Here is a 22,259-nt window from a genome sequence, read left to right as displayed (position 1 = left end):
CTGCTCGCCAGGTTGTAACAGCAAACATGCAGGTGAATGACCTTTGACAGGTTGCAAACAAAAGCGAGGAGTGCTGCTGATTTATTCAGCCCTGATGGACTCAGGCCGGTTTTGTAACAAAGGAAACGAACTGCACTAATTTTCACCGTAGCAGATGATTTTTGCGCCTTGTCGCTGCTGCGTGTGGTTGGTAAAGTAAGCGGATTTTGTTTTCCGCCCCAGCTTTCAGGATTATCCCTTAGTATGTTGAAAAAATTTCGTGGCATGTTTTCCAATGACCTGTCCATTGACCTGGGTACCGCGAATACCCTTATTTATGTAAAAGGACAAGGCATCGTATTGAATGAGCCTTCTGTTGTGGCCATTCGTCAGGATCGTGCCGGTTCGCCGAAAAGCGTAGCTGCAGTAGGTCATGATGCGAAGCAGATGCTGGGTCGTACGCCGGGCAATATCGCTGCAATTCGCCCAATGAAAGACGGCGTTATCGCTGACTTCTTCGTGACTGAAAAAATGCTCCAGCACTTTATCAAGCAAGTGCACAGCAATAGCTTCATGCGCCCAAGCCCGCGCGTACTGGTGTGTGTACCGGTTGGAGCAACTCAGGTTGAACGCCGTGCGATCCGTGAATCAGCTCAGGGCGCAGGTGCTCGTGAAGTCTTCCTGATCGAAGAGCCGATGGCGGCTGCGATCGGTGCGGGTCTGCCAGTTTCTGAAGCAACCGGTTCAATGGTTGTTGATATCGGTGGTGGTACCACTGAAGTTGCCGTTATCTCCCTGAACGGCGTGGTTTACTCCTCTTCTGTTCGTATTGGCGGCGACCGCTTTGATGAAGCCATCATTAATTATGTTCGTCGTAACTACGGTTCTCTGATCGGTGAAGCGACCGCAGAACGTATTAAACACGAGATCGGTTCCGCTTATCCGGGCGACGAAGTGCGCGAAATCGAAGTTCGCGGTCGTAACCTGGCTGAAGGCGTTCCGCGCGGCTTTACCCTGAACTCCAACGAGATTCTGGAAGCCCTGCAGGAACCGCTGACCGGTATCGTTAGCGCGGTAATGGTTGCACTGGAACAGTGCCCGCCGGAACTGGCGTCTGACATCTCCGAACGCGGTATGGTGCTGACCGGTGGCGGTGCGCTGCTGCGTAACCTTGACCGTCTGTTAATGGAAGAAACCGGTATTCCAGTTGTTGTTGCTGAAGATCCGCTGACCTGCGTGGCGCGCGGCGGCGGCAAGGCGCTGGAAATGATCGACATGCACGGCGGCGACCTGTTCAGCGAAGAGTAATCGGATGCAGGTTGGGTAGCCCCCGCGGGTTGCCCTTCCGCTCTGATACGAGAATACCCATAGACTATGAAGCCAATTTTTAGCCGTGGCCCTTCGCTACAGATTCGCCTTATTCTGGCGGTGCTGGTGGCGCTCGGTGTTATTATTGCCGACAGCCGCTTGGGTACGTTTAGTCAAATCCGAACGTACATGGATACCGCCGTCAGTCCTTTCTACTTTATCTCAAATGGTCCTCGTGAATTACTTGACGGCGTGTCGCAAACGCTGGCTTCGCGTGACCAACTCGAACTTGAAAACCGGGCATTGCGTCAGGAACTGCTGCTGAAAAATAGCGAACTGCTGATGCTGGGGCAATACAAACAGGAGAACGCGCGTTTGCGTGAGCTGCTGGGATCGCCATTGCGTCAGGACGAACAAAAGATGGTGACGCAAGTCATCTCAACGGTTAATGACCCTTACAGCGATCAGGTGGTGATCGACAAGGGGAGCGTTAACGGCGTCTACGAAGGTCAGCCGGTTATTAGTGACAAAGGCGTTGTGGGTCAGGTCGTGGCGGTGGCTAAACTGACGAGCCGCGTGCTGCTGATTTGCGATGCGACGCATGCGCTGCCCATTCAGGTTCTGCGTAACGATATTCGCGTGATCGCTGCGGGTAACGGCTGCACTGACGATCTTCAGCTCGAACACCTGCCGGCCAATACCGACATTCGCGTTGGCGATGTGCTGGTCACCTCGGGTCTGGGCGGACGTTTCCCTGAAGGTTATCCGGTTGCTGTTGTTTCTTCCGTTAAGCTGGACACTCAGCGCGCTTATACCGTGATTCAGGCTCGCCCGACCGCGGGTCTGCAGCGTTTGCGCTATCTGTTGCTGTTGTGGGGTGCCGATCGTAATGGCGCGAACCCGATGACGCCGGAAGAAGTACACCGCGTTGCCAATGAACGTCTGATGCAAATGATGCCGCAAGTTCTGCCAGCACCAGATGCCATGGGGCCGCCTGCGCCAGTGCCAACTCCTGCAACAGGTGTGACTTCTGCGCCTGTGGATACCACGCCGCCACAACCTGCTCCGCGTAAGCCGGGAGGACAGTAAGTGGCAAGCTATCGTAGCCAGGGACGTTGGGTGATTTGGCTCTCGTTCCTTATTGCACTGTTGCTGCAAGTCATGCCCTGGCCGGATGACATTCTGGTTTTCCGGCCAAACTGGGTACTGCTCATCTTGTTGTATTGGATCCTGGCACTGCCGCATCGCGTAAATGTGGGCACGGGATTTGTGGTGGGTGCCATACTGGATCTCATCAGCGGCTCCACGCTTGGCGTGCGCGCATTGTCGATGAGTATCATTGCTTATCTGGTCGCGCTGAAATTCCAGCTATTCCGAAACCTCGCGCTCTGGCAACAGGCGCTGGTGGTCATGTTGTTATCACTGGTCGTGGATATTATTGTTTTCTGGGCCGAGTTTTTAGTGATCAACGTCTCTTTCAGACCTGAAGTGTTCTGGAGTAGTGTAGTGAATGGCGTGCTTTGGCCATGGCTATTCTTACTGATGCGTAAAGTCCGTCAGCAGTTTGCGGTGCAATAAGGTTGATATGAATACTCTGTATCTTGCTTCAGGTTCTCCACGTCGTCAGGAGTTGCTCGCTCAGCTTGGTGTTACGTTTGAACGGCTGATCCCTGGGATTGAAGAACAGCGGCACCCGCAGGAAAGTGCGCAGCAGTACGTTTCCCGTCTGGCGCGCGAAAAAGCGCAGGCTGGTGTAGCGCTGGCACCGCGCGATTTGCCGGTATTGGGTGCGGATACCATCGTTATCCTTAATGGCGAAGTGCTGGAAAAACCGCACGACGCTGCCCACGCCGCAGCAATGCTGCGCAAACTGTCGGGCAAAACGCATCAAGTTATGACGGCCGTGGCACTGGCCGATTGCCAGCACAGTCTGGACTGCCTGGTAGTGACGGAAGTGACATTCAGAGCACTAACCGATGAGGACATCGCGGGTTATGTTGCCAGCGGTGAACCAATGGATAAAGCAGGTGCATACGGTATTCAAGGGTTGGGTGGCTGTTTTGTCAGGAAGATAAATGGCAGCTATCACGCCGTAGTCGGCTTACCGCTGGTAGAAACGTATGAGTTGCTGACCAATTTTAACGCACTGCGTGAGAAAAGGGATAAACATGACGGCTGAATTGTTGGTAAACGTAACGCCATCGGAAACTCGGGTGGCTTATATTGATGGCGGTATTCTGCAGGAAATTCATATTGAACGTGAGGCGCGACGCGGAATCGTAGGCAATATCTACAAAGGTCGTGTAAGTCGTGTACTTCCGGGTATGCAGGCGGCTTTTGTAGATATTGGACTGGATAAAGCCGCATTTCTTCACGCTTCTGACATCATGCCGCACACCGAATGCGTGGCGGGTGAAGAACAAAAACAGTTCACCGTACGCGACATTTCTGAACTGGTGCGCCAGGGTCAGGATCTGATGGTGCAGGTGGTAAAAGATCCTTTGGGAACGAAGGGCGCACGCCTGACGACGGACATCACGCTTCCTTCCCGTTATCTCGTTTTTATGCCGGGGGCCTCGCACGTTGGCGTATCCCAACGTATCGAAAGCGAAACGGAACGCGAACGTCTGAAAAAAGTGGTGGCGGATTACTGCGATGAGCAGGGTGGTTTCATCATTCGCACGGCGGCAGAAGGCGTATGCGAAGAGGATCTGGCCTCGGATGCTGCCTACCTGAAACGCGTCTGGACAAAAGTCATGGAGCGTAAAAAGCGCCCGCAAACGCGCTACCAGATGTACGGTGAACTGGCACTGGCACAGCGCGTGTTGCGTGACTTTGCTGATGCGCAGCTTGACCGCATCCGCGTCGACTCCCGTCTGACCTATGAGGCGTTACTGGAATTTACGGCGGAATATATCCCCGAGATGACCAGCAAGCTGGAACATTACAGCGGGCGTCAGCCTATTTTTGATCTCTTTGATGTAGAGAATGAAATCCAGCGCGCGCTGGAACGCAAAGTTGAGCTGAAGTCCGGCGGTTATCTGATCATCGATCAAACTGAAGCGATGACCACCGTCGACATCAATACCGGCGCGTTTGTTGGGCATCGTAATCTCGACGACACTATCTTTAATACTAATATTGAAGCAACGCAGGCCATTGCTCGTCAGCTGCGTCTGCGTAACCTCGGCGGCATCATCATTATCGATTTTATCGACATGAATAATGAAGATCACCGTCGCCGGGTGCTGCACTCCTTGGAGCAGGCTCTGAGCAAGGATCGTGTAAAAACCAGCATTAACGGTTTTTCACAGCTGGGCCTGGTGGAGATGACGCGCAAACGCACACGTGAAAGTGTGGAACATGTATTGTGCAACGAGTGTCCAACCTGCCATGGGCGTGGTACGGTGAAAACGGTGGAAACCGTATGTTATGAAATCATGCGCGAAATCGTGCGGGTACACCATGCATATGACTCCGATCGTTTCCTGGTTTATGCCTCTCCGGCAGTGGCTGAAACTCTGAAAGGTGAAGAGTCACATGCGCTGGCGGAGGTTGAGATCTTTGTCGGCAAACAGGTCAAAGTACAAATCGAACCGCTGTATAACCAGGAGCAGTTCGACGTCGTCATGATGTAAATCGTGTAGTGGCGCCCGCGCATGTAGGCCGGATAAGGCGCAAGCGCCGTCATCCGGCAATATTCACTCAAAGGGGTGTGAGTCATATTTTTTGGTAGACAAGGAGAGGTGCGTGAGGCGATTGCCGGGGATATTACTGCTCACTGGAGCCGCATTCGTTGTCATCGCAGCGCTGCTGGTCAGTGGACTGCGCCTTGCGTTACCTCATCTTGATAGCTGGCGTCCAGCCATTCTTGGCAAGATTGAATCCGCTACAGGTCTACCTGTTTCCGCCAGTCAGCTTTCTGCCAGCTGGCAAAATTTCGGTCCTACGCTTGAAGCGCGTAATATCCATGCGCAGCTAAAAGATGGGGGAGAATTTTCGGTAAAACGCGTCACGCTGGCGCTGGATGTCTGGCAAAGTTTGCTGCACATGCGTTGGCAGTTTCGCGATCTCACCTTTTGGCAACTGCAGTTGCGCACCAATACCCCTATCCAGCGTAGTGAAGGCGGAGATGGAATTGAAACCGACCATCTCAGCAATCTCTTCCTGCGTCAGTTTGATCATTTCGATCTACGCGACAGTCATATCAGCTTTATAACCCTCTCAGGCCAACGTGCTGAACTGGCGATCCCACAGCTTACCTGGCTGAACAATAAAAATCGGCATCGCGCCGAGGGTCAGGTCAGCCTCTCCAGCCTGACCGGACAGCACGGCGTTATGCAGGTGAGGATGGATCTGCGCGACGATAATGGGCTATTGAATAATGGTCGGGTCTGGTTGCAGGCAGACGACATTGACGTCAAACCGTGGTTGGGCAAATGGATGCAGGATAATGTCGCGCTACAAACCGCGCGTTTTAGCCTGGAAGCATGGATGACGATCAGCAAAGGCGTCGTTTCTGGTGGCGATGTCTGGCTGAAAAAAGGTGGAGCAAGTTGGCTGGGTGAAAATCGTACGCACACGCTCTCCGTCGATAATCTGACGGCGCACATCAGCCGTGAAGAGGCGGGCTGGCAATTCTCTATTCCCGATACTCGTATTACCATGGATGATAAACCCTGGCCGAGCGGCGCATTAACGCTGGCCTGGATCCCTGAGCAGGAAGTCGGTGGTGAGAATAACAAGCGCAGCGACGAGCTTCGCATTCGTGCCAGCAATCTGGATCTGGCCGGATTAGAAGGTCTGCGCCCGATGGCGTCCCGGTTATCGCCTGCGCTGGGTGATATTTGGCGCGCCACGCAGCCGAGCGGCAAAATAGATGTGCTGGCGCTGGATATCCCGTTACAGGCGACAGAAAAAACCCGCATCCTGTCATCGTGGACCAATCTGGCCTGGAAACAGTGGAAGTTGTTACCGGGGGCTGAGCATTTCTCCGGTACGCTTGCGGGCAGTGTTGAAAATGGGGCGCTCACCGCCTCCATGAAGCAAGCCAAAATGCCGTATGAAACTGTCTTCCGCGCGCCGCTGGAAATAGAGAACGGCGTGGCGACGCTAAGCTGGCTGAAAAATGATAAAGGTTTTCAGTTAGATGGGCGCAACATCGATGTTAAAGCGAAAGCGGTACGCGCGCGCGGTGGTTTTCGCTATCTGCAGCCCACTGGAGATGAACCGTGGTTAGGCATTCTGGCTGGCATTAGCACCGACGACGGCTCTCAGGCCTGGCGCTATTTTCCGGAAAACTTGATGGGCAAAGAGCTGGTTGACTACCTCAGCGGCGCTATTCAGGGCGGCGAAGCGGATAACGCCACGCTGGTGTATGGCGGTAACCCACATCTGTTCCCGTATCTGCACAACGAAGGGCAATTTCAGGTTCTGGTGCCGCTACGTAACGCGAAATTTGCTTTCCAGCCCGACTGGCCTGCGCTAACCGATCTCAATATTGAACTGAACTTCATTAACGATGGTCTGTGGATGAAGACGGATAGCGTCAATTTAGGCGGCGTGAAGGCCAGTAACCTGACGGCTAGTATTCCCGACTATGCTAAAGAAAAACTGCTGATTGATGCCGATATCAACGGGCCGGGCAAGGCGGTCGGACCTTATTTTGATGAGACGCCGTTGAAGGACTCCCTCGGCGCTACGCTTGAGCAGTTGCAGATTGACGGCGATGTGAATGCTCGCTTACATCTGGATATCCCGCTAGACGGCTCGCAGGTTACCGCCAAAGGCGATGTCAACCTGCGTAATAACAGCCTGTTTATTAAACCGCTCGACAGCACGCTGAAGAATTTGAATGGTAAATTCAGCTTTATCAACGGCGATCTGAAGAGCGAGCCGATGACGGCGAACTGGTTTAATCAGCCGCTGAACGTCGACTTCTCCACCACCGAAGGGGCGAAAGCCTATCAGGTAGCCGTGAACCTGCAAGGCGACTGGCAGCCAACCCGCATGGGGATTTTACCGGCGCAGGTCAACGATGCCTTAAGCGGTAGCATGGCGTGGAATGGCAAGGTGGGTATCGATCTTCCGTATCATGCCGGACCGACCTACGACATTGAGCTAAAAGGCGACCTGAAGAATGTAAGTAGTCACTTACCTGCTCCGCTGAATAAGGCAGCCGGTGAGGCATTACCGGTGAACGTTAAGGCCAACGGCAATCTGCGCAGTTTTGAACTGACCGGCAACGCGGGCAGTAAGAACCACTTTAACAGCCGCTGGTTGCTGAATCAGAAACTGACGCTTGACCGCGCAATCTGGACGTCGGAAAGCCGCACCGTGCCCGCGTTACCCGATCAGCAAGGTATTGAGCTTAACCTTCCCCCTATGGATGGCGCGCAATGGCTGGCGTTGTTCCAGAAAGGCGCAGCAGATAACGTTGGCACCAACGCCAACTTCCCGCAGCGCATCACGGTGCGTACGCCATCGTTATCCCTGGGCGGTCAGAATTGGAATAACTTGAGTATCGTGTCTGAGCCTGCGAGCAATGGCTCCATCGTGCAGGCGCAGGGACGTGAAATTAATGCCACGCTGGCTATGCGCAATAATGCGCCGTGGCTGGCCAATATTAAGTATCTTTATTACAACCCCAGCGCGGCGAAAGCGTCGCCGACGAAAGCACCACTGAATAGTACTCCAGCCTCGCCGTTTTCCGCCGTGGACAACGTCAGCTTCCGCGGCTGGCCGGATGTTCAGTTACGCTGTGCCGAGTGCTGGATGTGGGGACAGAAATATGGGCGTATTGATGCCGATGTGGCGATTAAAGGCGACACGCTAACGCTGAGTAACGGTCTGTTGGATACAGGCTTTGCCAGACTGACCACCGATGGCGTGTGGGTGAACGCGCCGGGCAAAGAACGAACGTCACTGAAGGGTAAACTGAGCGGCAGTAAAATTGACTCCGCTGCCAGTTTCTTTGGCGTATCGACCCCGATTCGTAACTCTTCGTTCAACGTGGAGTATGACCTGCACTGGCGTAACCCGCCATGGGATCCAGATGAAGCTTCGCTGAATGGGATTTTGCGTACCCGGTTGGGCAAAGGTGAGCTTACTGAACTCAGCACCGGACATGCGGGGCAACTATTGCGACTGCTGAGCTTTGATGCGTTGCTGCGTAAACTGCGTTTTGATTTTAGCGATACTTTCAGCGAAGGTTTCTATTTCGACTCGATTCGCAGCACGGCCTGGATCAAAGATGGCGTGATGCATACCGATGACACGCTGGTGGACGGTCTGGAGGCAGACATTGCGATGAAAGGCTCGGTGAACCTGGTGCGCCGGGAGCTGGATATGGAAGCCATTGTCGCGCCGGAAATTTCTGCCACCGTAGGCGTTGCCGCTGCGTTTGCTGTCAATCCAATTGTCGGCGCGGCGGTGTTTGCTGCCAGTAAGGTTCTGGGACCATTGTGGAGCAAAGTGTCGATTCTGCGCTATCGCATCACCGGTCCGGTCGATAAGCCGCAGATTAACGAAGTTCTGCGTCAGCCGCGCAAAGAAAGCCAGCAATAATTTGACGGGGGCGAGTAATTGCCCCAATCTCAACATAGATCCTCTACCGCAGTCCGTAGGCCGGATAAGGCGTTCACGCCGCCATCCGGCATTGAAGTGCCTGATGGCGACGCTGGCGCGTTTTATCAGGCCTACAACAGTAACTAATGAGTAGCAAAACGATGAGTCTGAACCTGGTAAGTGAACAATTGCTAGCGGCAAATGGCCTGAAACATCAGGATCTGTTTGCCATCCTGGGCCAACTGGCCGAACGCCGTCTTGATTACGGCGATCTCTATTTTCAGTCGAGCTATCACGAATCCTGGGTTTTAGAAGACCGCATCATTAAAGATGGTTCTTACAATATCGATCAGGGCGTTGGCGTGCGCGCCATCAGCGGCGAAAAAACAGGGTTTGCCTATGCAGACCAGATTAGCCTGCTGGCTCTGGAGCAGAGTGCTCATGCTGCCCGTACTATCGTGCGTGACAGCGGTGACGGCAAAGTAAAAACGCTGGGAGCTGTGGAGCATCAGGCGCTTTACACCTCGGTTGATCCCCTGCAGAGCATGAGCCGCGAAGAGAAACTGGATATTCTGCGCCGCGTAGACAGCGTGGCGCGTGCCGCCGACAAGCGCGTCCAGGAAGTAACCGCCAGCCTGACCGGTGTTTATGAACTGATCCTGGTAGCAGCGACCGACGGTACGCTGGCCGCTGACGTTCGCCCGCTGGTACGCCTGTCCGTAAGCGTACAGGTGGAAGAGGACGGTAAGCGCGAGCGCGGCGCCAGCGGTGGCGGCGGTCGTTTTGGCTATGACTATTTCCTGGGCGACCTTGATGGTGAAGTTCGTGCTGACGCATGGGCGAAAGAAGCCGTACGCATGGCGTTGGTTAATCTCTCTGCGGTAGCTGCGCCTGCTGGTACGCTGCCAGTAGTACTCGGCGCTGGCTGGCCTGGCGTTCTGCTGCATGAAGCGGTCGGTCATGGTCTGGAAGGCGACTTTAACCGCCGTGGTACCTCGGTATTCAGCGGTCACATGGGGGAGCTGGTAGCGTCAGAACTGTGCACCGTGGTGGATGACGGCACAATGGCGGACCGTCGTGGCTCTGTGGCTATTGATGATGAAGGCACGCCGGGTCAGTACAACGTGCTGATCGAAAACGGTATTCTGAAAGGCTACATGCAGGACAAACTGAATGCGCGCCTGATGGGCGTTGCGCCAACGGGTAACGGTCGCCGCGAATCTTACGCGCACCTGCCGATGCCACGTATGACCAACACCTATATGCTGCCGGGGAAATCTACGCCGCAGGAAATCATCGAATCCGTTGAATACGGTATTTATGCGCCTAACTTCGGCGGCGGCCAGGTGGATATCACCTCCGGAAAATTTGTGTTCTCTACGTCTGAAGCATATCTGATTGAAAACGGTAAAGTCACCAAACCGGTGAAAGGCGCGACGCTGATTGGCTCTGGTATCGAAGCGATGCAGCAGATTTCGATGGTGGGTAACGACCTGAAACTGGATAACGGGGTTGGCGTGTGCGGTAAAGAAGGGCAGAGCCTGCCGGTGGGCGTGGGCCAGCCCACGCTGAAGGTGGATAACCTGACCGTGGGTGGCACCGCATAACATCATGATGTATGCCCGATAAGCACCAGTGCCATCGGGCATCTTTCCGGATGCGGCGTCAATGCCTTATCCGGCCTACACTTTTTTTATTTCTCTTTTCCCCGACCGTACATTCCCTGAAACAGCTGCGCTACATCGACAAAATAGTCTGTCAGATAGTTAATCACCACCTGCACCTTGAGCGGCAATTTGTCTTTTTCGGTATACAGCGCATAGACCGGACGCGGATCCGACTGGTAGCGGGGAAGCAGAATCTCCACTTCGCCACGATTGATCTCATTGATCACCCACATCAGCGGTACATAGGCAATGCCCGCGCCTGCGGCCAGCCAGCGCACCAATGTCATCGGATCGTTAGTCACAAAACGACCCTCTGGGATCAGGCGGGTGGAAATTCCTTCCGGAGCGATAAGCTCGAATTCATTATCCGGGCGCACGCTGTATTCCAGCCACGAGTGGTTGCTGAGATCGGCAGGTTTCTCCGGGGTGCCAAACTGTGCGAGATAGCTTTTCGCCGCGCAGACCACCATCGGCATAGCTCCCAAACGGCGTGAAAACAGGCTGGAGTCCTGCAACGCGCCGACGCGGATAACCACGTCCAGACCATCAGCGATTAAATCCGGGGCCGGGATGCCGGTCACCAGATTTACCGTCAATCCCGGATACTCTTTCAGCATTGTGGCGGTTAATCCGGCGAGGACATTTTGTGCCATAGTTGAAGAACAGCCAATGCGCAGGGTGCCGATGGGCGTGTTGTTAAAGGCATAGAGTTGCTCGTGAACATCCTGCGCTTCGTGCAGCATTCTCCGGCAGCCCTGATAATAAATTTTACCGGCTTCAGTTAGCCCAATGCTACGCGTGCTGCGGTTTAGCAGCTTGACCTGTAGCTCATCTTCCAGTTTTGAGACCGTCTGGCTTATCGATGAAACGCTCATTTGTAGCTGTCTTGCGGCGGCGGTGAAGGAGCCCATTTCGACAACTTTGGCGAACACCGACATACGTTTTAATCGTTCCATTGTTCACTCTGGCTTAAAAGTGATTTAGATCACATAATATAGATAACAGCAAAACAGTTACGTTAATATATTATTATTCAAATAACGGCTATGTCGCTCTCGCCTGGCTCATCCTTGCCCTTCTCTGCGGTGACATACGCTAGAAAATCTATCATCTGCACTCTCTTACGTTACCAAGGTCAACATGAGTCTGTTTCCCGTTATCGTGGTGTTTGGTCTGTCCTTCCCACCGATTTTTTTCGAATTACTTTTGTCACTGGCGATTTTCTGGCTGGTGCGCCGGGTGCTTGTTCCGACTGGCATCTATGATTTTGTCTGGCATCCGGCTCTGTTTAACACCGCGCTGTATTGCTGTCTGTTCTATTTAATAACGCGCCTGTTCGTTTGAGGTTGAAGTGAAAACACTAACAAGAAAACTCTCCCGCACGGCCATTACCGTGATACTGGTCATTCTGGCTTTCATCGCTATTTTCCGCGCATGGGTGTTCTACACCGAGTCGCCGTGGACACGTGATGCGCGTTTCAGCGCCGATGTCGTCGCGATTGCGCCGGATGTTGCGGGCCTTATTACCAACGTTAACATCCATGATAACCAACTGGTGAAAAAGGATCAGATCCTGTTCACTATCGACCAGCCACGCTATAAGAAAGCCCTCGAGCAGGCCGAAGCTGACGTGGCCTATTATCAGGTACTGGCGCAGGAAAAACGCCAGGAGGCCGGTCGTCGTAACCGATTGGGCGTTCAGGCTATGTCTCGTGAAGAGATTGACCAATCAAACAACGTCCTGCAAACCGTATTACACCAGCTTGCGAAGGCGCAAGCGACCCGCGATCTGGCGAAATTAGATCTGGAACGTACCGTTATTCGCGCGCCAGCAGACGGCTGGGTGACTAACCTGAACGTCTATAGCGGCGAATTTATCACGCGCGGTTCCACGGCGGTGGCATTGGTCAAACAGCATTCTTTCTATGTGCTGGCGTATATGGAAGAAACCAAACTGGAAGGCGTCCGCCCTGGGTATCGCGCTGAAATCACCCCGCTTGGCAGTAATAATGTGCTGAAGGGCACGGTTGATAGTGTGGCGGCTGGCGTAACGAATGCCAGCAGCACGCGGGACGCCAAGGGTATGGCGACCATTGATTCCAATCTTGAATGGGTGCGTCTGGCGCAGCGTGTGCCGGTGCGAATTCGTCTTGATGAGCAGCAGGGAACCTTGTGGCCTGCCGGGACGACGGCGACCGTCGTCATTACCGGCAAGCAGGATCGCGATGCCAGCCAGGAATCTTTCTTCCGTAAAATGGCGCACCGCCTGCGCGAGTTTGGTTAATCGCGATGGGTATTTTCTCCATTGCCAACCAGCATATCCGCTTTGCGGTAAAACTGGCCTGCGCGATTGTACTGGCGCTGTTCGTTGGCTTTCACTTCCAGCTTGAGACCCCGCGCTGGGCGGTGCTGACCGCGGCCATTGTGGCGGCAGGTCCAGCCTTTGCCGCTGGCGGAGAACCTTATTCAGGTGCTATCCGCTATCGAGGCATGTTGCGTATTGTCGGGACATTTATCGGCTGTATTGCCGCCCTGATCATTATCATCAGCATGATCCGCGCCCCGCTATTGATGATCCTGGTGTGTTGTATCTGGGCCGGTTTTTGTACCTGGATCTCGTCGTTAGTGAAGATCGAAAACTCTTATGCCTGGGGGCTTTCAGGCTATACGGCGCTGATCATCGTCATTACTATCCAGGCTGAACCGCTGCTGACGCCGCAATTTGCGCTCGAACGCTGTAGTGAAATTGTGATGGGTATTGTCTGTGCCATTGTTGCCGACCTGCTCTTTTCGCCCCGTTCGGTGAAACAGGAGATTGATGTCGAACTGGATAGCCTGCTGGTGGCGCAATATCAGCTTATGCAGCTGTGCATTAAGCATGGCGACAGTGAAGAAGTAGACAAAGCCTGGGGAGATTTAGTCCGGCGTACGGCGGCGCTGGAAGGGATGCGTAGTAACCTGAATATGGAGTCCTCGCGCTGGGTGCGGGCTAACCGCAGACTCAAGGCATTGAATACGCTGTCGCTTACGCTTATCACACAATCCTGCGAAACCTATCTTATTCAGAATACCCGACCAGAACTGATCACCGATACCTTCCGCGAGTTGTTCGATACGCCGGTTGAAACGGTACAGGATGTCCATAAACAGCTGAAGCGGATGCGTCGGGTGATTGCATGGACCGGTGAACGTGACACACCTGTCACAATTTACACCTGGGCCGGGGCGGCAACGCGCTATCTGTTACTTAAACGTGGAGTTGTCAGCAACACCAAAATTAGCGCTATCGAAGAAGAGATCCTGCAAGGTGAACCGGTGGTGAAAGTGGAATCTGCCGAGCGTCACCATGCGATGGTTAACTTTTGGCGCACCACGCTTTCTTGTGTGCTGGGAACCTTATTCTGGCTGTGGACCGGCTGGACATCCGGCAGCGGCGCAATGGTGATGATTGCGGTCGTCACCTCGCTGGCAATGCGTTTGCCCAACCCGCGCATGGTGGCGATAGACTTTATCTACGGTACGTTGGCGGCGTTACCGCTCGGGGCGCTCTATTTCCTGGTGATTATCCCTAATACGCAGCAAAGCATGTTGTTGCTGTGCCTGAGCCTGGCAGTGCTGGGATTCTTTCTGGGGATTGAAGTACAGAAACGACGGCTGGGTTCGATGGGGGCGCTGGCCAGCACCATTAATATCATCGTGCTGGATAACCCGATGACCTTCCACTTTAGCCAGTTCCTTGACAGTGCACTGGGGCTGATTGTTGGCTGCATGTTGGCGTTTATCGTCATTCTGCTGGTGCGTGATAACTCTCGTGACAGAACGGGTCGTGTGTTGCTCAACCAGTTTGTCTCGGCGGCGGTTTCAGCGATGACCACCAACGTGGTACGTCGTAAAGAAAACCACCTCCCGGCGCTTTATCAGCAGCTGTTTTTGCTGATGAACAAATTTCCGGGCGACCTGGCGAAGTTTCGCCTGGCGCTGACAATGATCATCGCACACCAGCGCCTGCGCGATGCGCCGGTGCCGGTAAACGAAGATCTCTCCGCATTCCACCGCCAGCTTCGCCGCACTGCCGATCGCGTGATTTCCGCAGGAAATGACGACAAGCGTCGACGCTATTTTAGCCAGTTGCTGGAAGAGCTTGAGATCTATCAGGAGAAATTAATCATCTGGCAAGCACCACCACAGGTGACCGAGCCGGTAAAACGACTCAGTGGGATGTTGCACAAATACCAGCATGCGCTGGTCAGTAATTAAGAGTTGAAAACCGACACTAAAAGCGTCGGTTTTTTTATGGCTATACTTACCTGAAAATGCGAGAGACCCCTACATATTGGCGGTCTGTAGAGTGGCTGGCGTCGGGATGGTGGCTATAGATGAATATCTATACATTTGATTTTGACGAGATAGAAGACCAGGGTGATTTCTATCGCGAGTTTACGCGCACGTTCGGTCTCGCCAGGGAGAAGGTGGTTGATTTAGATTCTCTGTGGGAGGTGGTTATCGGGGAAGTTTTACCGTTGCCGCTGGAGATTGAATTTGTCCATTTACCGGACAAGCTGCGCAGGCGATACGGCGCGCTGATTTTACTGTTCGATGAAGCGGAAGAAGAGCTGGAAGGGCAGTTGCGTTTTAACGTTCGTCACTCAATGTAAGACATAAAAAAGCCCCCGGCAGGCGGGGGCAAGTCGTCGGACTTAGACGACGAGGGTTTATTTGTAGAGTTCTGCAGTAGCGTGCCAATGAGCACCTTCACGGAGTTCGGTGACGCGATAGCTGCTGGCGCCTGCTTTTTCAGCCTTAGCGGCGATGGCCTGACGCATGTCCATTGGTGAACTACCGATCTGAGATACGGAGATGCTACCCATAGATTGCAGATTCTGTGCTTCTTGTGAGTTCACCTGAGTAACCGCGGCGCTTGCACCGAAGGAGAGAACAGAAAGAAGGCTTAAGGTTGCAATAGTAGTTTTGATTTTCATGATATTTACCTCGTCGAATTCTTTTATAGGGGGCTACGTTTCGTGACCCTCATCACAAAATCAAGTATACACTAATAACCTGATAAATTAATACCACGCTAATTGTTTCTGTGGGTATTAAGTGTTAAGAAAAATATTTTTTATAACCAAATGGAATTAAAAAGAGCGTTTCGAACATTTTAAAAGAAATAAATTAAATAAAATCAATTGGATATGGTTTTTTGCAAAATGTGCGTTTTTAAGCCTTCATATTCACTATGTGAATGGTTTTTGACGGTTAAACGCACCATTTGTTAAATGCATAGCAGTCAAAAATAGACGGAAGGGGGTAGAAAGAGAGTGTTTTCCCCCGCCGCGAGGCGACGGGGAGGCGGTATTACAGTTCTTGTTCGAACAGTTCCAGAATGGCTTCGTAGAGATCTTTTACCGTAAAACCCTTAGCTGGGGTGGTGAAGATGGTATCGTCACCGGCAATCGTACCCAGGATACCTTCCGCTTTCCCCAATGAGTCCAGCAGACGTGCAATCAACTGAGCAGCGCCAGGACTAGTATGAATAACCACGACCGCATCGTTATAGTCGATATCCAGCACCAGATTTTTCAGCGGACTGGAGGTTGTAGGCACGCCCAGTTCCGCCGGAAGGCAGTACACCATTTCCATTTTCGCATTGCGGGTACGCACGGCGCCAAATTTGGTCAGCATGCGTGAAACCTTGGACTGATTGATATTATCAAAGCCCTGATCCTGCAATGCGAGGACGATTTCGCCTTGAGAGCTGAACTTTTCTTCTTTAAGCAGCGCTTTAAACGCCTTTACTAATTCTTCTTGTTTTGCCGAGCTTCGCATAAGTCACCCGTAATATGGCGGTAGAAACAACATTATTGTGCATACAGATGAATTTTTATGCAAACAGTCTGCCTTGTTCAAGGCTGAAATAATGTTATGAAAGAGCGGAATTTTATCAAATTTCGTTATCAAGAAACATGCCTGTGTCACGGCTCGCAAATAAGGTTAAAAGTAAATTAAATGTTATCAAATTGATGTTGTTTTGAGAGGTGGGTAGGGTATATTGTCAGCACCTGTTGGAAAGTTGCTCTACTGTGCGGGTGGTTTTGAATTACGTAACTTAGGTTTTATTTTACGTAAGTTAAATGCATAAAAGCCAAATTTGCGTGACTACGCATTCTTGACGCGTGGTTGTTGTATTCGTTGGATTTGTGAATTAAGGTCGCCGCCGCGGAGCAATAGACACTTTGCTTATCAATATAATAAGGAGTTTAGGATGAAAGTTGCAGTCCTCGGCGCTGCTGGTGGTATCGGTCAGGCGCTAGCATTACTGTTAAAAACCCAACTGCCTTCAGGTTCAGAACTCTCCCTGTACGACATCGCTCCAGTAACGCCTGGTGTGGCCGTTGATTTGAGCCATATCCCTACTGCTGTGAAAATCAAAGGCTTCAGTGGCGAAGACGCTACCCCTGCACTGGAAGGTGCTGATGTAGTACTGATCTCCGCGGGCGTCGCACGTAAACCGGGTATGGATCGTTCCGACCTGTTCAACGTTAACGCCGGTATCGTGAAGAATCTGGTGCAGCAGGTTGCTAAAACCTGTCCGAAAGCATGTATCGGTATCATCACCAACCCGGTGAACACGACCGTTGCTATCACTGCAGAAGTCCTGAAAAAAGCAGGCGTATACGATAAGAACAAACTGTTTGGCGTGACCACGCTGGACATCATCCGCTCCAACACCTTTGTTGCGGAACTGAAAGGCAAGCAGCCTGGCGACGTTGAAGTCCCGGTTATTGGCGGCCACTCTGGCGTGACCATTCTGCCGCTGCTGTCACAAATTCCTGGCGTAAGCTTCACCGAGCAAGAAGCAGCTGACCTGACCAAACGTATCCAGAATGCGGGTACTGAAGTTGTGGAAGCTAAAGCCGGTGGCGGATCTGCAACCCTGTCTATGGGTCAGGCCGCAGCACGTTTCGGACTGTCACTGGTTCGCGCACTGAGCGGCGAAAAAGGTGTGGTTGAATGTGCTTACGTTGAAGGCGATGGTCAGTATGCTCGCTTCTTCTCTCAGCCGCTGCTGCTGGGTAAAAACGGCGTAGAAGAGCGTCAGTCTATCGGCAAGCTGAGCGCGTTTGAACAAGCTGCGCTGGAAGGTATGCTGGATACGCTGAAGAAAGATATCACTCTGGGCGAAGAGTTCGTTAAGTAACGAACTGCCCAAAAGTAAAAAACCGGAGCACTTGCTCCGGTTTTTTTATATCCGTATTAGTTGGTCGCCGGATATTCCTGAATCGTGACCTGTAGCGTCAACTGCTTGTCATCTCGCATCACGACCACGGAGATAACTGAACCTGGTCGAATCTCTGCCACCTGGTCCATCGTTTCCAGTGCAGATACCGCCGGTTTGTTATTGACCGAGATAATCAGATCGTTAACCTGAATACCTGCCTGCGCTGCCGGACCGTCCGGGGCTACTTCGTTAACCACAATCCCCTGAATTTGATCCATCCCGCCGCCCTGGGCGTGCAGTGGCGCAATTTCTCGGCCGCTGATGCCGATATAGCCGCGAATCACGCGCCCGTCACGAATCAGCTTATCCATGATTTTGGTTGCCAGTTGAAAAGGAATAGCAAAGCCGATCCCTTCCGGGGTTTCGCCATCGTTGCTCTTATCAAATGACAGGGTATTAATACCCATCAACTCGCCCAGCGAGTTGACCAGCGCGCCGCCGGAGTTACCGTGGTTGATGGAGGCATCGGTTTGCAGGAAGTTTTGCCGCCCCGTCGGGTTCAGGCCAATACGACCGGTGGCACTGATAATCCCCTGGGTGATGGTTTGCCCGAGGTTGTACGGGTTACCGATGGCGAGTACCACGTCACCAATGTGCGGCACGCGTTTGTTATTAATTGGAATTGTCGGCAGTCCACCAGTGGCGTTGATTTTCAGCACCGCAAGGTCGGTTAACGTATCAGACCCCACAAGCAGCGCTTCAAATACGCGACCGTCCTGCAATGCGACGATGATTTGGTCGGCATCGTTAATGACGTGCTTATTGGTAATGATATAGCCGCGCTGATCCATGATAACGCCTGAGCCGAGCGTGCGGATCTCAAGCTGGTTATGCGCTGTGCTGTTCATACTGCGGTTATAAACGTTAACGACGGCAGGAGCTGCACGGCGAACCGCCGGGTTATAGCTGGCGGGCGTTTCATCTGCACTGTCGAACTGCGGTGCGGTAAGCGTATTAATTTTGCGCAGCGAGGGCATCGCGGCCAGCAGAATAGCGCCGACGATTAAACCAATCGCGACCGAACGTAAAAGCTTCACAAACATGATGGCGGCGTCATTAATAAAGGGAACGGCTGCAGCATATCACGAGTTTACCGGACATCACACGAGGGGCTGATGTCCGGTTGCATGCGTTAACGCAGGAGCAGGTAAATACTCTCGTTACCGCGCACCACCTGCAGGGCAATGATCGACGGTTTCGCTTCCAGCACTTTACGCATTTCAGCGATCGAGTTTACGCGATCGCGGTTAACGCCAATAATAACGTCATCTTTATGCAGTCCGGCCTGTGCGGCAGGGCTGCTTTTTTCAACGTTATCAATTCTGATGCCTTTGGTACCATCTTTTAACTGACCGTCGCTGAGCGTGGCCCCTTGCAACGCAGGCGCAATCATCTCTGCGCTGGCGGACGATGATGTGCTGGTATCGAGGGTGACTTCAACCTCCAGCGGTTTACCGTTACGTAGCAGGCCCAGTTTGACTTTGGTCCCTGGTTCGGTTGTCGCAATACGTGAACGAAGTTCGGCGAAGCTGTTAAGCGGTTTACCGTTGAGACTGGTAATGACGTCACCTGATTTCACCCCCGCTTTTGCGGAGCCGGAGTTAGGCAGAACCTCACTGACAAACGCGCCACGCTGTACGTCCAGTTTGAACGCTTTGGCGATATCGGAAGTCATCTCGGTGCCTTTGATGCCCAACAGACCGCGTTTGATTTCACCAAACTGCATCAGCTGCTGTGCCAGCGTGCGCGCCATGTTGCTCGGAATTGCAAAACCAATACCGATGCTGCCGCCACCGGGGGCTAGAATCGCGGTGTTAATACCGATCAGCTCACCGTTGAGGTTAAGCAATGCGCCGCCGGAGTTACCGCGGTTGATAGAGGCGTCAGTCTGAATAAAGTTTTCCAGACCTTCCAGGTTCAACCCACTGCGACCCAAAGCCGATACAATGCCGGAGGTGGCTGTTTGACCCAAACCGAACGGGTTACCCACAGCCACTGCGAAATCACCCACGCGGAGTTTATCAGAGTCAGCAATGGCAATTTGCGTCAGGTTGCTGGGGTGTTGAATTTGTAGCAGTGCGATATCGCTCTGATCGTCGCTGCCAATAAGCTTTGCGTCGAACTCACGACCATCATTAAGCTGAACGCTGATTTTTTGCGCCTGATTAATAACGTGGTTATTGGTCAGGACGTAGCCTTTGGCGGCATCAATAATGACACCTGAACCCAGTCCTTCAAAAGGTTGTGAAGGTTGATCGGGAAGTTCATCGCCAAAAAACTTTTTGAACTCTTCCGGGACTTTCTGCCCCTGAGTGGCGGTGCCTTCGACCCTTACACTCACCACGGCTGGCAACACTTTTTCCAGCATCGGGGCGAGGCTGGGGAGCGCAGCCTGACCGGGAACCTGGCCGGGAATCGACGCAACGGCCGGGAATGGCGCCGAGAGAGTTAACCCGACACTTAACGCTAATGCACTCAACAGCTGGGTTTGTTTTTTCATGGATCCTGCTCTCGTACCTTGAGTAAACGGAAGATGATTCAAAACAGTTTGATGTTATTGAATTTTCGGTTTGGTCACAATGAGGCTAACGACTAAATAATAGCTGGGACGGGAAGAGAAGCGGAGGGCGCAATTGCTGCGCCCAATAAATTTCTTAACGATGTGCGGTTAGTCGCGCTTTGCGCCACTACGCAGCAGGCCAGATGCCCCTTCAGAATAGTCACGTGGCATCTGAACCGGCGCCTGATCGTTGCCTGCTTCAGACTCTGCCAGACGATTACGGAACGGGTTGTTTTCCGGCGACATACCCGGCAGCAGGTTGCTGGAGCTTTTCGCCATGTGCTGGTAAATCTGACGATAATCGTCCGCCATGTTATCCAGCAATTCAGCGCTGCGGGCAAAGTGGCTCACCAGTTCTTCACGGTACTCTTCCAGCTCAGCTTTATTTTTTTCCAGTTCGTACTGCAATGCCTGCTGTTGGCGTAATTTCCGATTACCAAAACGCATGGCTACAGCACCAATAATGATACCGACGACTAACCCAATTAGCGCATATTCCCAGGTCATGAACATCTCCCGTTGTCTTGTGTTTCCGTAGGGTGTTGGCTTTAGGCTCCATGCCTGCGCCTGATTATGCCACTATAACCGCTAATCCCGTAGAAGTGGAATCCCGTGTTTATATCACGTAATGTAGAACGGCCTTTTTTTCGTCAACCGTGAGCGACGGCACATCGATTCTCAAGGAATAACAATAACATCATGCAAAGCCTTTCCCCGACATCGCGTTACCAGCAAGCCCTCAACGACGGCAGTCATCAGCCCGACAATGTACAACAAGAAGCCGTGAATCGACTGGAAACAATTTTCCAGGCACTTACGACGCCAGCGCGACCTGCGCCGCAGGAGAGCGGACTGATGGCGCGTTTTGGCAAATTGCTGGGCAAGCGTGAGTCGCCGATCAACACACCGGTGCGTGGTTTATATATGTGGGGCGGAGTTGGGCGCGGAAAAACCTGGCTGATGGATCTGTTCTACCATAGTCTGCCGGGCGAACGTAAACAGCGTTTGCACTTTCACCGTTTTATGCTGCGTGTGCATGAAGAGCTTACTGCCTTACAGGGGCAGAGCGATCCGCTGGAAATCATCGCCGATCGCTTTAAGGCCGAAACGGACGTGCTGTGCTTTGACGAATTTTTTGTTTCTGATATTACCGACGCCATGCTACTCGGCGGCCTGATGAAGGCACTGTTTGCCCGTGGCATTACGCTGGTGGCGACCTCCAATATTCCGCCCGATGAGCTGTATCGCAACGGTTTACAACGCGCGCGTTTTCTTCCTGCCATTGATGCTATCAAACAGCATTGCGACATCATGAATGTTGATGCTGGCGTCGATTATCGTCTGCGCACCTTAACGCAGGCGCATTTGTGGCTGTCGCCACTGAATGAGGAAACCCGCCAACAGATGGATAAACTCTGGCTGGCATTAGCGGGAACCAAAGGTGAACATGCGCCGACGCTGGAGATCAATCATCGTCCGATGCAGACGCTGGCCGTCGAAAACCAAACGCTGGCGGTGTCATTTACCACACTCTGTGTTGATGCGCGTAGCCAGCATGACTACATTGCGCTGTCGCGTTTGTTTCACACGGTACTGTTGTCTGATGTGCCGGTCATGACTCCGCTGATGGAGAGTGAAGCGCGGCGCTTTATCGCATTGGTGGATGAGTTTTACGAACGCCACGTCAAGCTGGTGGTCAGCGCGGCATCGCCACTCTATGAAATTTATCAGGGCGAGCGTCTGAAGTTTGAATTTCAGCGCTGTTTGTCGCGTTTGCAGGAGATGCAAAGCGAAGAGTATCTGAAGCGGGAACATTTAGCCGGTTAAACCTGCCGCAAATCACATAAAGGGGTCGATCTTTGACCCTGACTTCTCTATAATCTTGCGACCCCACGTTACG

General features: G+C 52.7%; 19 protein-coding genes. 13 read left to right on the top strand and 6 right to left on the bottom strand.

Annotation, left to right across the window (positions count from 1 at the left end; translation table 11 throughout):
• The first annotated feature begins 243 nt into the window (after nucleotides 1-243).
• The 7 genes from mreB (at nucleotide 244) to tldD (ending at nucleotide 10,460) form a co-directional block, all read left to right on the top strand.
• On the top strand, nucleotides 244-1,287 hold the full coding sequence (mreB, locus tag C2U41_RS19875) for a rod shape-determining protein MreB (RefSeq protein WP_000913396.1): 1,044 nt from the start codon (nucleotides 244-246) through the stop codon (nucleotides 1,285-1,287).
• A gap of 66 nt (nucleotides 1,288-1,353) precedes the next feature.
• Nucleotides 1,354-2,376 (top strand): rod shape-determining protein MreC, encoded by a 1,023-nt coding sequence (gene mreC / locus C2U41_RS19870; RefSeq protein ID WP_003844819.1) that lies wholly within the window; start codon nucleotides 1,354-1,356, stop codon nucleotides 2,374-2,376.
• The gene (gene mreD / locus C2U41_RS19865) at nucleotides 2,377-2,865 is read left to right on the top strand and encodes a rod shape-determining protein MreD (protein WP_003025196.1); all 489 of its coding nucleotides are present in this window, start codon (nucleotides 2,377-2,379) and stop codon (nucleotides 2,863-2,865) included. It begins immediately after the preceding gene.
• 7 nt (nucleotides 2,866-2,872) lie between these two features.
• The gene (locus C2U41_RS19860; protein ID WP_003839891.1) at nucleotides 2,873-3,466 is read left to right on the top strand and encodes a Maf family protein; all 594 of its coding nucleotides are present in this window, start codon (nucleotides 2,873-2,875) and stop codon (nucleotides 3,464-3,466) included.
• Nucleotides 3,456-4,925 carry a ribonuclease G gene (rng, locus tag C2U41_RS19855; RefSeq protein ID WP_003025190.1) on the top strand — a complete coding sequence of 490 codons (1,470 nt, stop codon included), beginning with the start codon at nucleotides 3,456-3,458 and terminating at the stop codon, nucleotides 4,923-4,925. The genes C2U41_RS19860 and rng overlap by 11 nt, the downstream gene beginning before the upstream one ends.
• A gap of 112 nt (nucleotides 4,926-5,037) precedes the next feature.
• Entirely contained in the window at nucleotides 5,038-8,853 is a 3,816-nt protein-coding gene (yhdP, locus tag C2U41_RS19850) for an AsmA2 domain-containing protein YhdP (RefSeq protein WP_103848547.1), read from the top strand.
• 161 nt (nucleotides 8,854-9,014) lie between these two features.
• Nucleotides 9,015-10,460, top strand: a complete 1,446-nt coding sequence (gene tldD / locus C2U41_RS19845; protein WP_003025183.1) for a metalloprotease TldD — start codon at nucleotides 9,015-9,017, stop codon at nucleotides 10,458-10,460.
• Nucleotides 10,461-10,546: 86 nt separating this feature from the next.
• Here the strand turns inward: tldD and aaeR are convergent, their stop codons facing one another.
• Nucleotides 10,547-11,476, bottom strand: a complete 930-nt coding sequence (gene aaeR / locus C2U41_RS19840) for an HTH-type transcriptional activator AaeR (RefSeq protein WP_003839896.1) — start codon at nucleotides 11,474-11,476, stop codon at nucleotides 10,547-10,549.
• Between the two features lie 184 nt (nucleotides 11,477-11,660).
• Here aaeR and aaeX point away from each other — a divergent pair, with 184 nt between their 5' ends.
• From aaeX to C2U41_RS19820, 4 genes are all read left to right on the top strand, one after another.
• Complete coding sequence (aaeX, locus tag C2U41_RS19835) at nucleotides 11,661-11,864, top strand: p-hydroxybenzoic acid efflux pump operon protein AaeX (RefSeq protein WP_003025177.1); 204 nt, start codon at nucleotides 11,661-11,663, stop codon at nucleotides 11,862-11,864.
• A gap of 7 nt (nucleotides 11,865-11,871) precedes the next feature.
• Nucleotides 11,872-12,804, top strand: a complete 933-nt coding sequence (gene aaeA / locus C2U41_RS19830; RefSeq protein WP_003025174.1) for a p-hydroxybenzoic acid efflux pump subunit AaeA — start codon at nucleotides 11,872-11,874, stop codon at nucleotides 12,802-12,804.
• 5 nt (nucleotides 12,805-12,809) lie between these two features.
• On the top strand, nucleotides 12,810-14,777 hold the full coding sequence (gene aaeB, locus C2U41_RS19825; RefSeq protein ID WP_103848546.1) for a p-hydroxybenzoic acid efflux pump subunit AaeB: 1,968 nt from the start codon (nucleotides 12,810-12,812) through the stop codon (nucleotides 14,775-14,777).
• A gap of 119 nt (nucleotides 14,778-14,896) precedes the next feature.
• Entirely contained in the window at nucleotides 14,897-15,175 is a 279-nt protein-coding gene (locus tag C2U41_RS19820) for a barstar family protein (RefSeq protein WP_003025168.1), read from the top strand.
• Nucleotides 15,176-15,232: 57 nt separating this feature from the next.
• Here C2U41_RS19820 and yhcN read toward each other — a convergent pair whose 3' ends face one another.
• Both yhcN and argR read right to left on the bottom strand, forming a co-directional pair.
• Nucleotides 15,233-15,499 carry a peroxide/acid stress response protein YhcN gene (yhcN, locus tag C2U41_RS19815; protein WP_003025165.1) on the bottom strand — a complete coding sequence of 89 codons (267 nt, stop codon included), beginning with the start codon at nucleotides 15,497-15,499 and terminating at the stop codon, nucleotides 15,233-15,235.
• Nucleotides 15,500-15,875: 376 nt separating this feature from the next.
• Nucleotides 15,876-16,346, bottom strand: a complete 471-nt coding sequence (gene argR, locus C2U41_RS19810) for a transcriptional regulator ArgR (protein ID WP_003025162.1) — start codon at nucleotides 16,344-16,346, stop codon at nucleotides 15,876-15,878.
• 436 nt (nucleotides 16,347-16,782) lie between these two features.
• Here argR and mdh point away from each other — a divergent pair, with 436 nt between their 5' ends.
• Nucleotides 16,783-17,718 (top strand): malate dehydrogenase, encoded by a 936-nt coding sequence (gene mdh, locus C2U41_RS19800; protein ID WP_103848545.1) that lies wholly within the window; start codon nucleotides 16,783-16,785, stop codon nucleotides 17,716-17,718.
• Between the two features lie 56 nt (nucleotides 17,719-17,774).
• On the opposite strand, the gene degS is transcribed toward mdh, so the two are convergent.
• From degS to zapG, 3 genes are all read right to left on the bottom strand, one after another.
• The gene (gene degS, locus C2U41_RS19795; protein WP_003025154.1) at nucleotides 17,775-18,842 is read right to left on the bottom strand and encodes an outer membrane-stress sensor serine endopeptidase DegS; all 1,068 of its coding nucleotides are present in this window, start codon (nucleotides 18,840-18,842) and stop codon (nucleotides 17,775-17,777) included.
• 89 nt (nucleotides 18,843-18,931) lie between these two features.
• Complete coding sequence (degQ, locus tag C2U41_RS19790) at nucleotides 18,932-20,299, bottom strand: serine endoprotease DegQ (protein WP_003025151.1); 1,368 nt, start codon at nucleotides 20,297-20,299, stop codon at nucleotides 18,932-18,934.
• Nucleotides 20,300-20,467: 168 nt separating this feature from the next.
• Nucleotides 20,468-20,866: a Z-ring associated protein ZapG gene (gene zapG, locus C2U41_RS19785; protein ID WP_003025147.1), complete on the bottom strand. Its 399-nt coding sequence runs from the start codon at nucleotides 20,864-20,866 to the stop codon at nucleotides 20,468-20,470.
• Nucleotides 20,867-21,058: 192 nt separating this feature from the next.
• On the opposite strand from zapG, the gene zapE reads away from it, so the two are divergent.
• Nucleotides 21,059-22,186, top strand: a complete 1,128-nt coding sequence (zapE, locus tag C2U41_RS19780; RefSeq protein WP_003839902.1) for a cell division protein ZapE — start codon at nucleotides 21,059-21,061, stop codon at nucleotides 22,184-22,186.
• Nucleotides 22,187-22,259: the final 73 nt, after the last annotated feature.

The sequence above is a fragment of the Citrobacter freundii complex sp. CFNIH4 genome, from assembly GCF_002934505.1.
Lineage (GTDB): Bacteria > Pseudomonadota > Gammaproteobacteria > Enterobacterales > Enterobacteriaceae > Citrobacter > Citrobacter freundii.
Note: the sequence above shows the minus strand (reverse complement) of the source record. Positions and strands in the feature narration are given on the sequence as shown.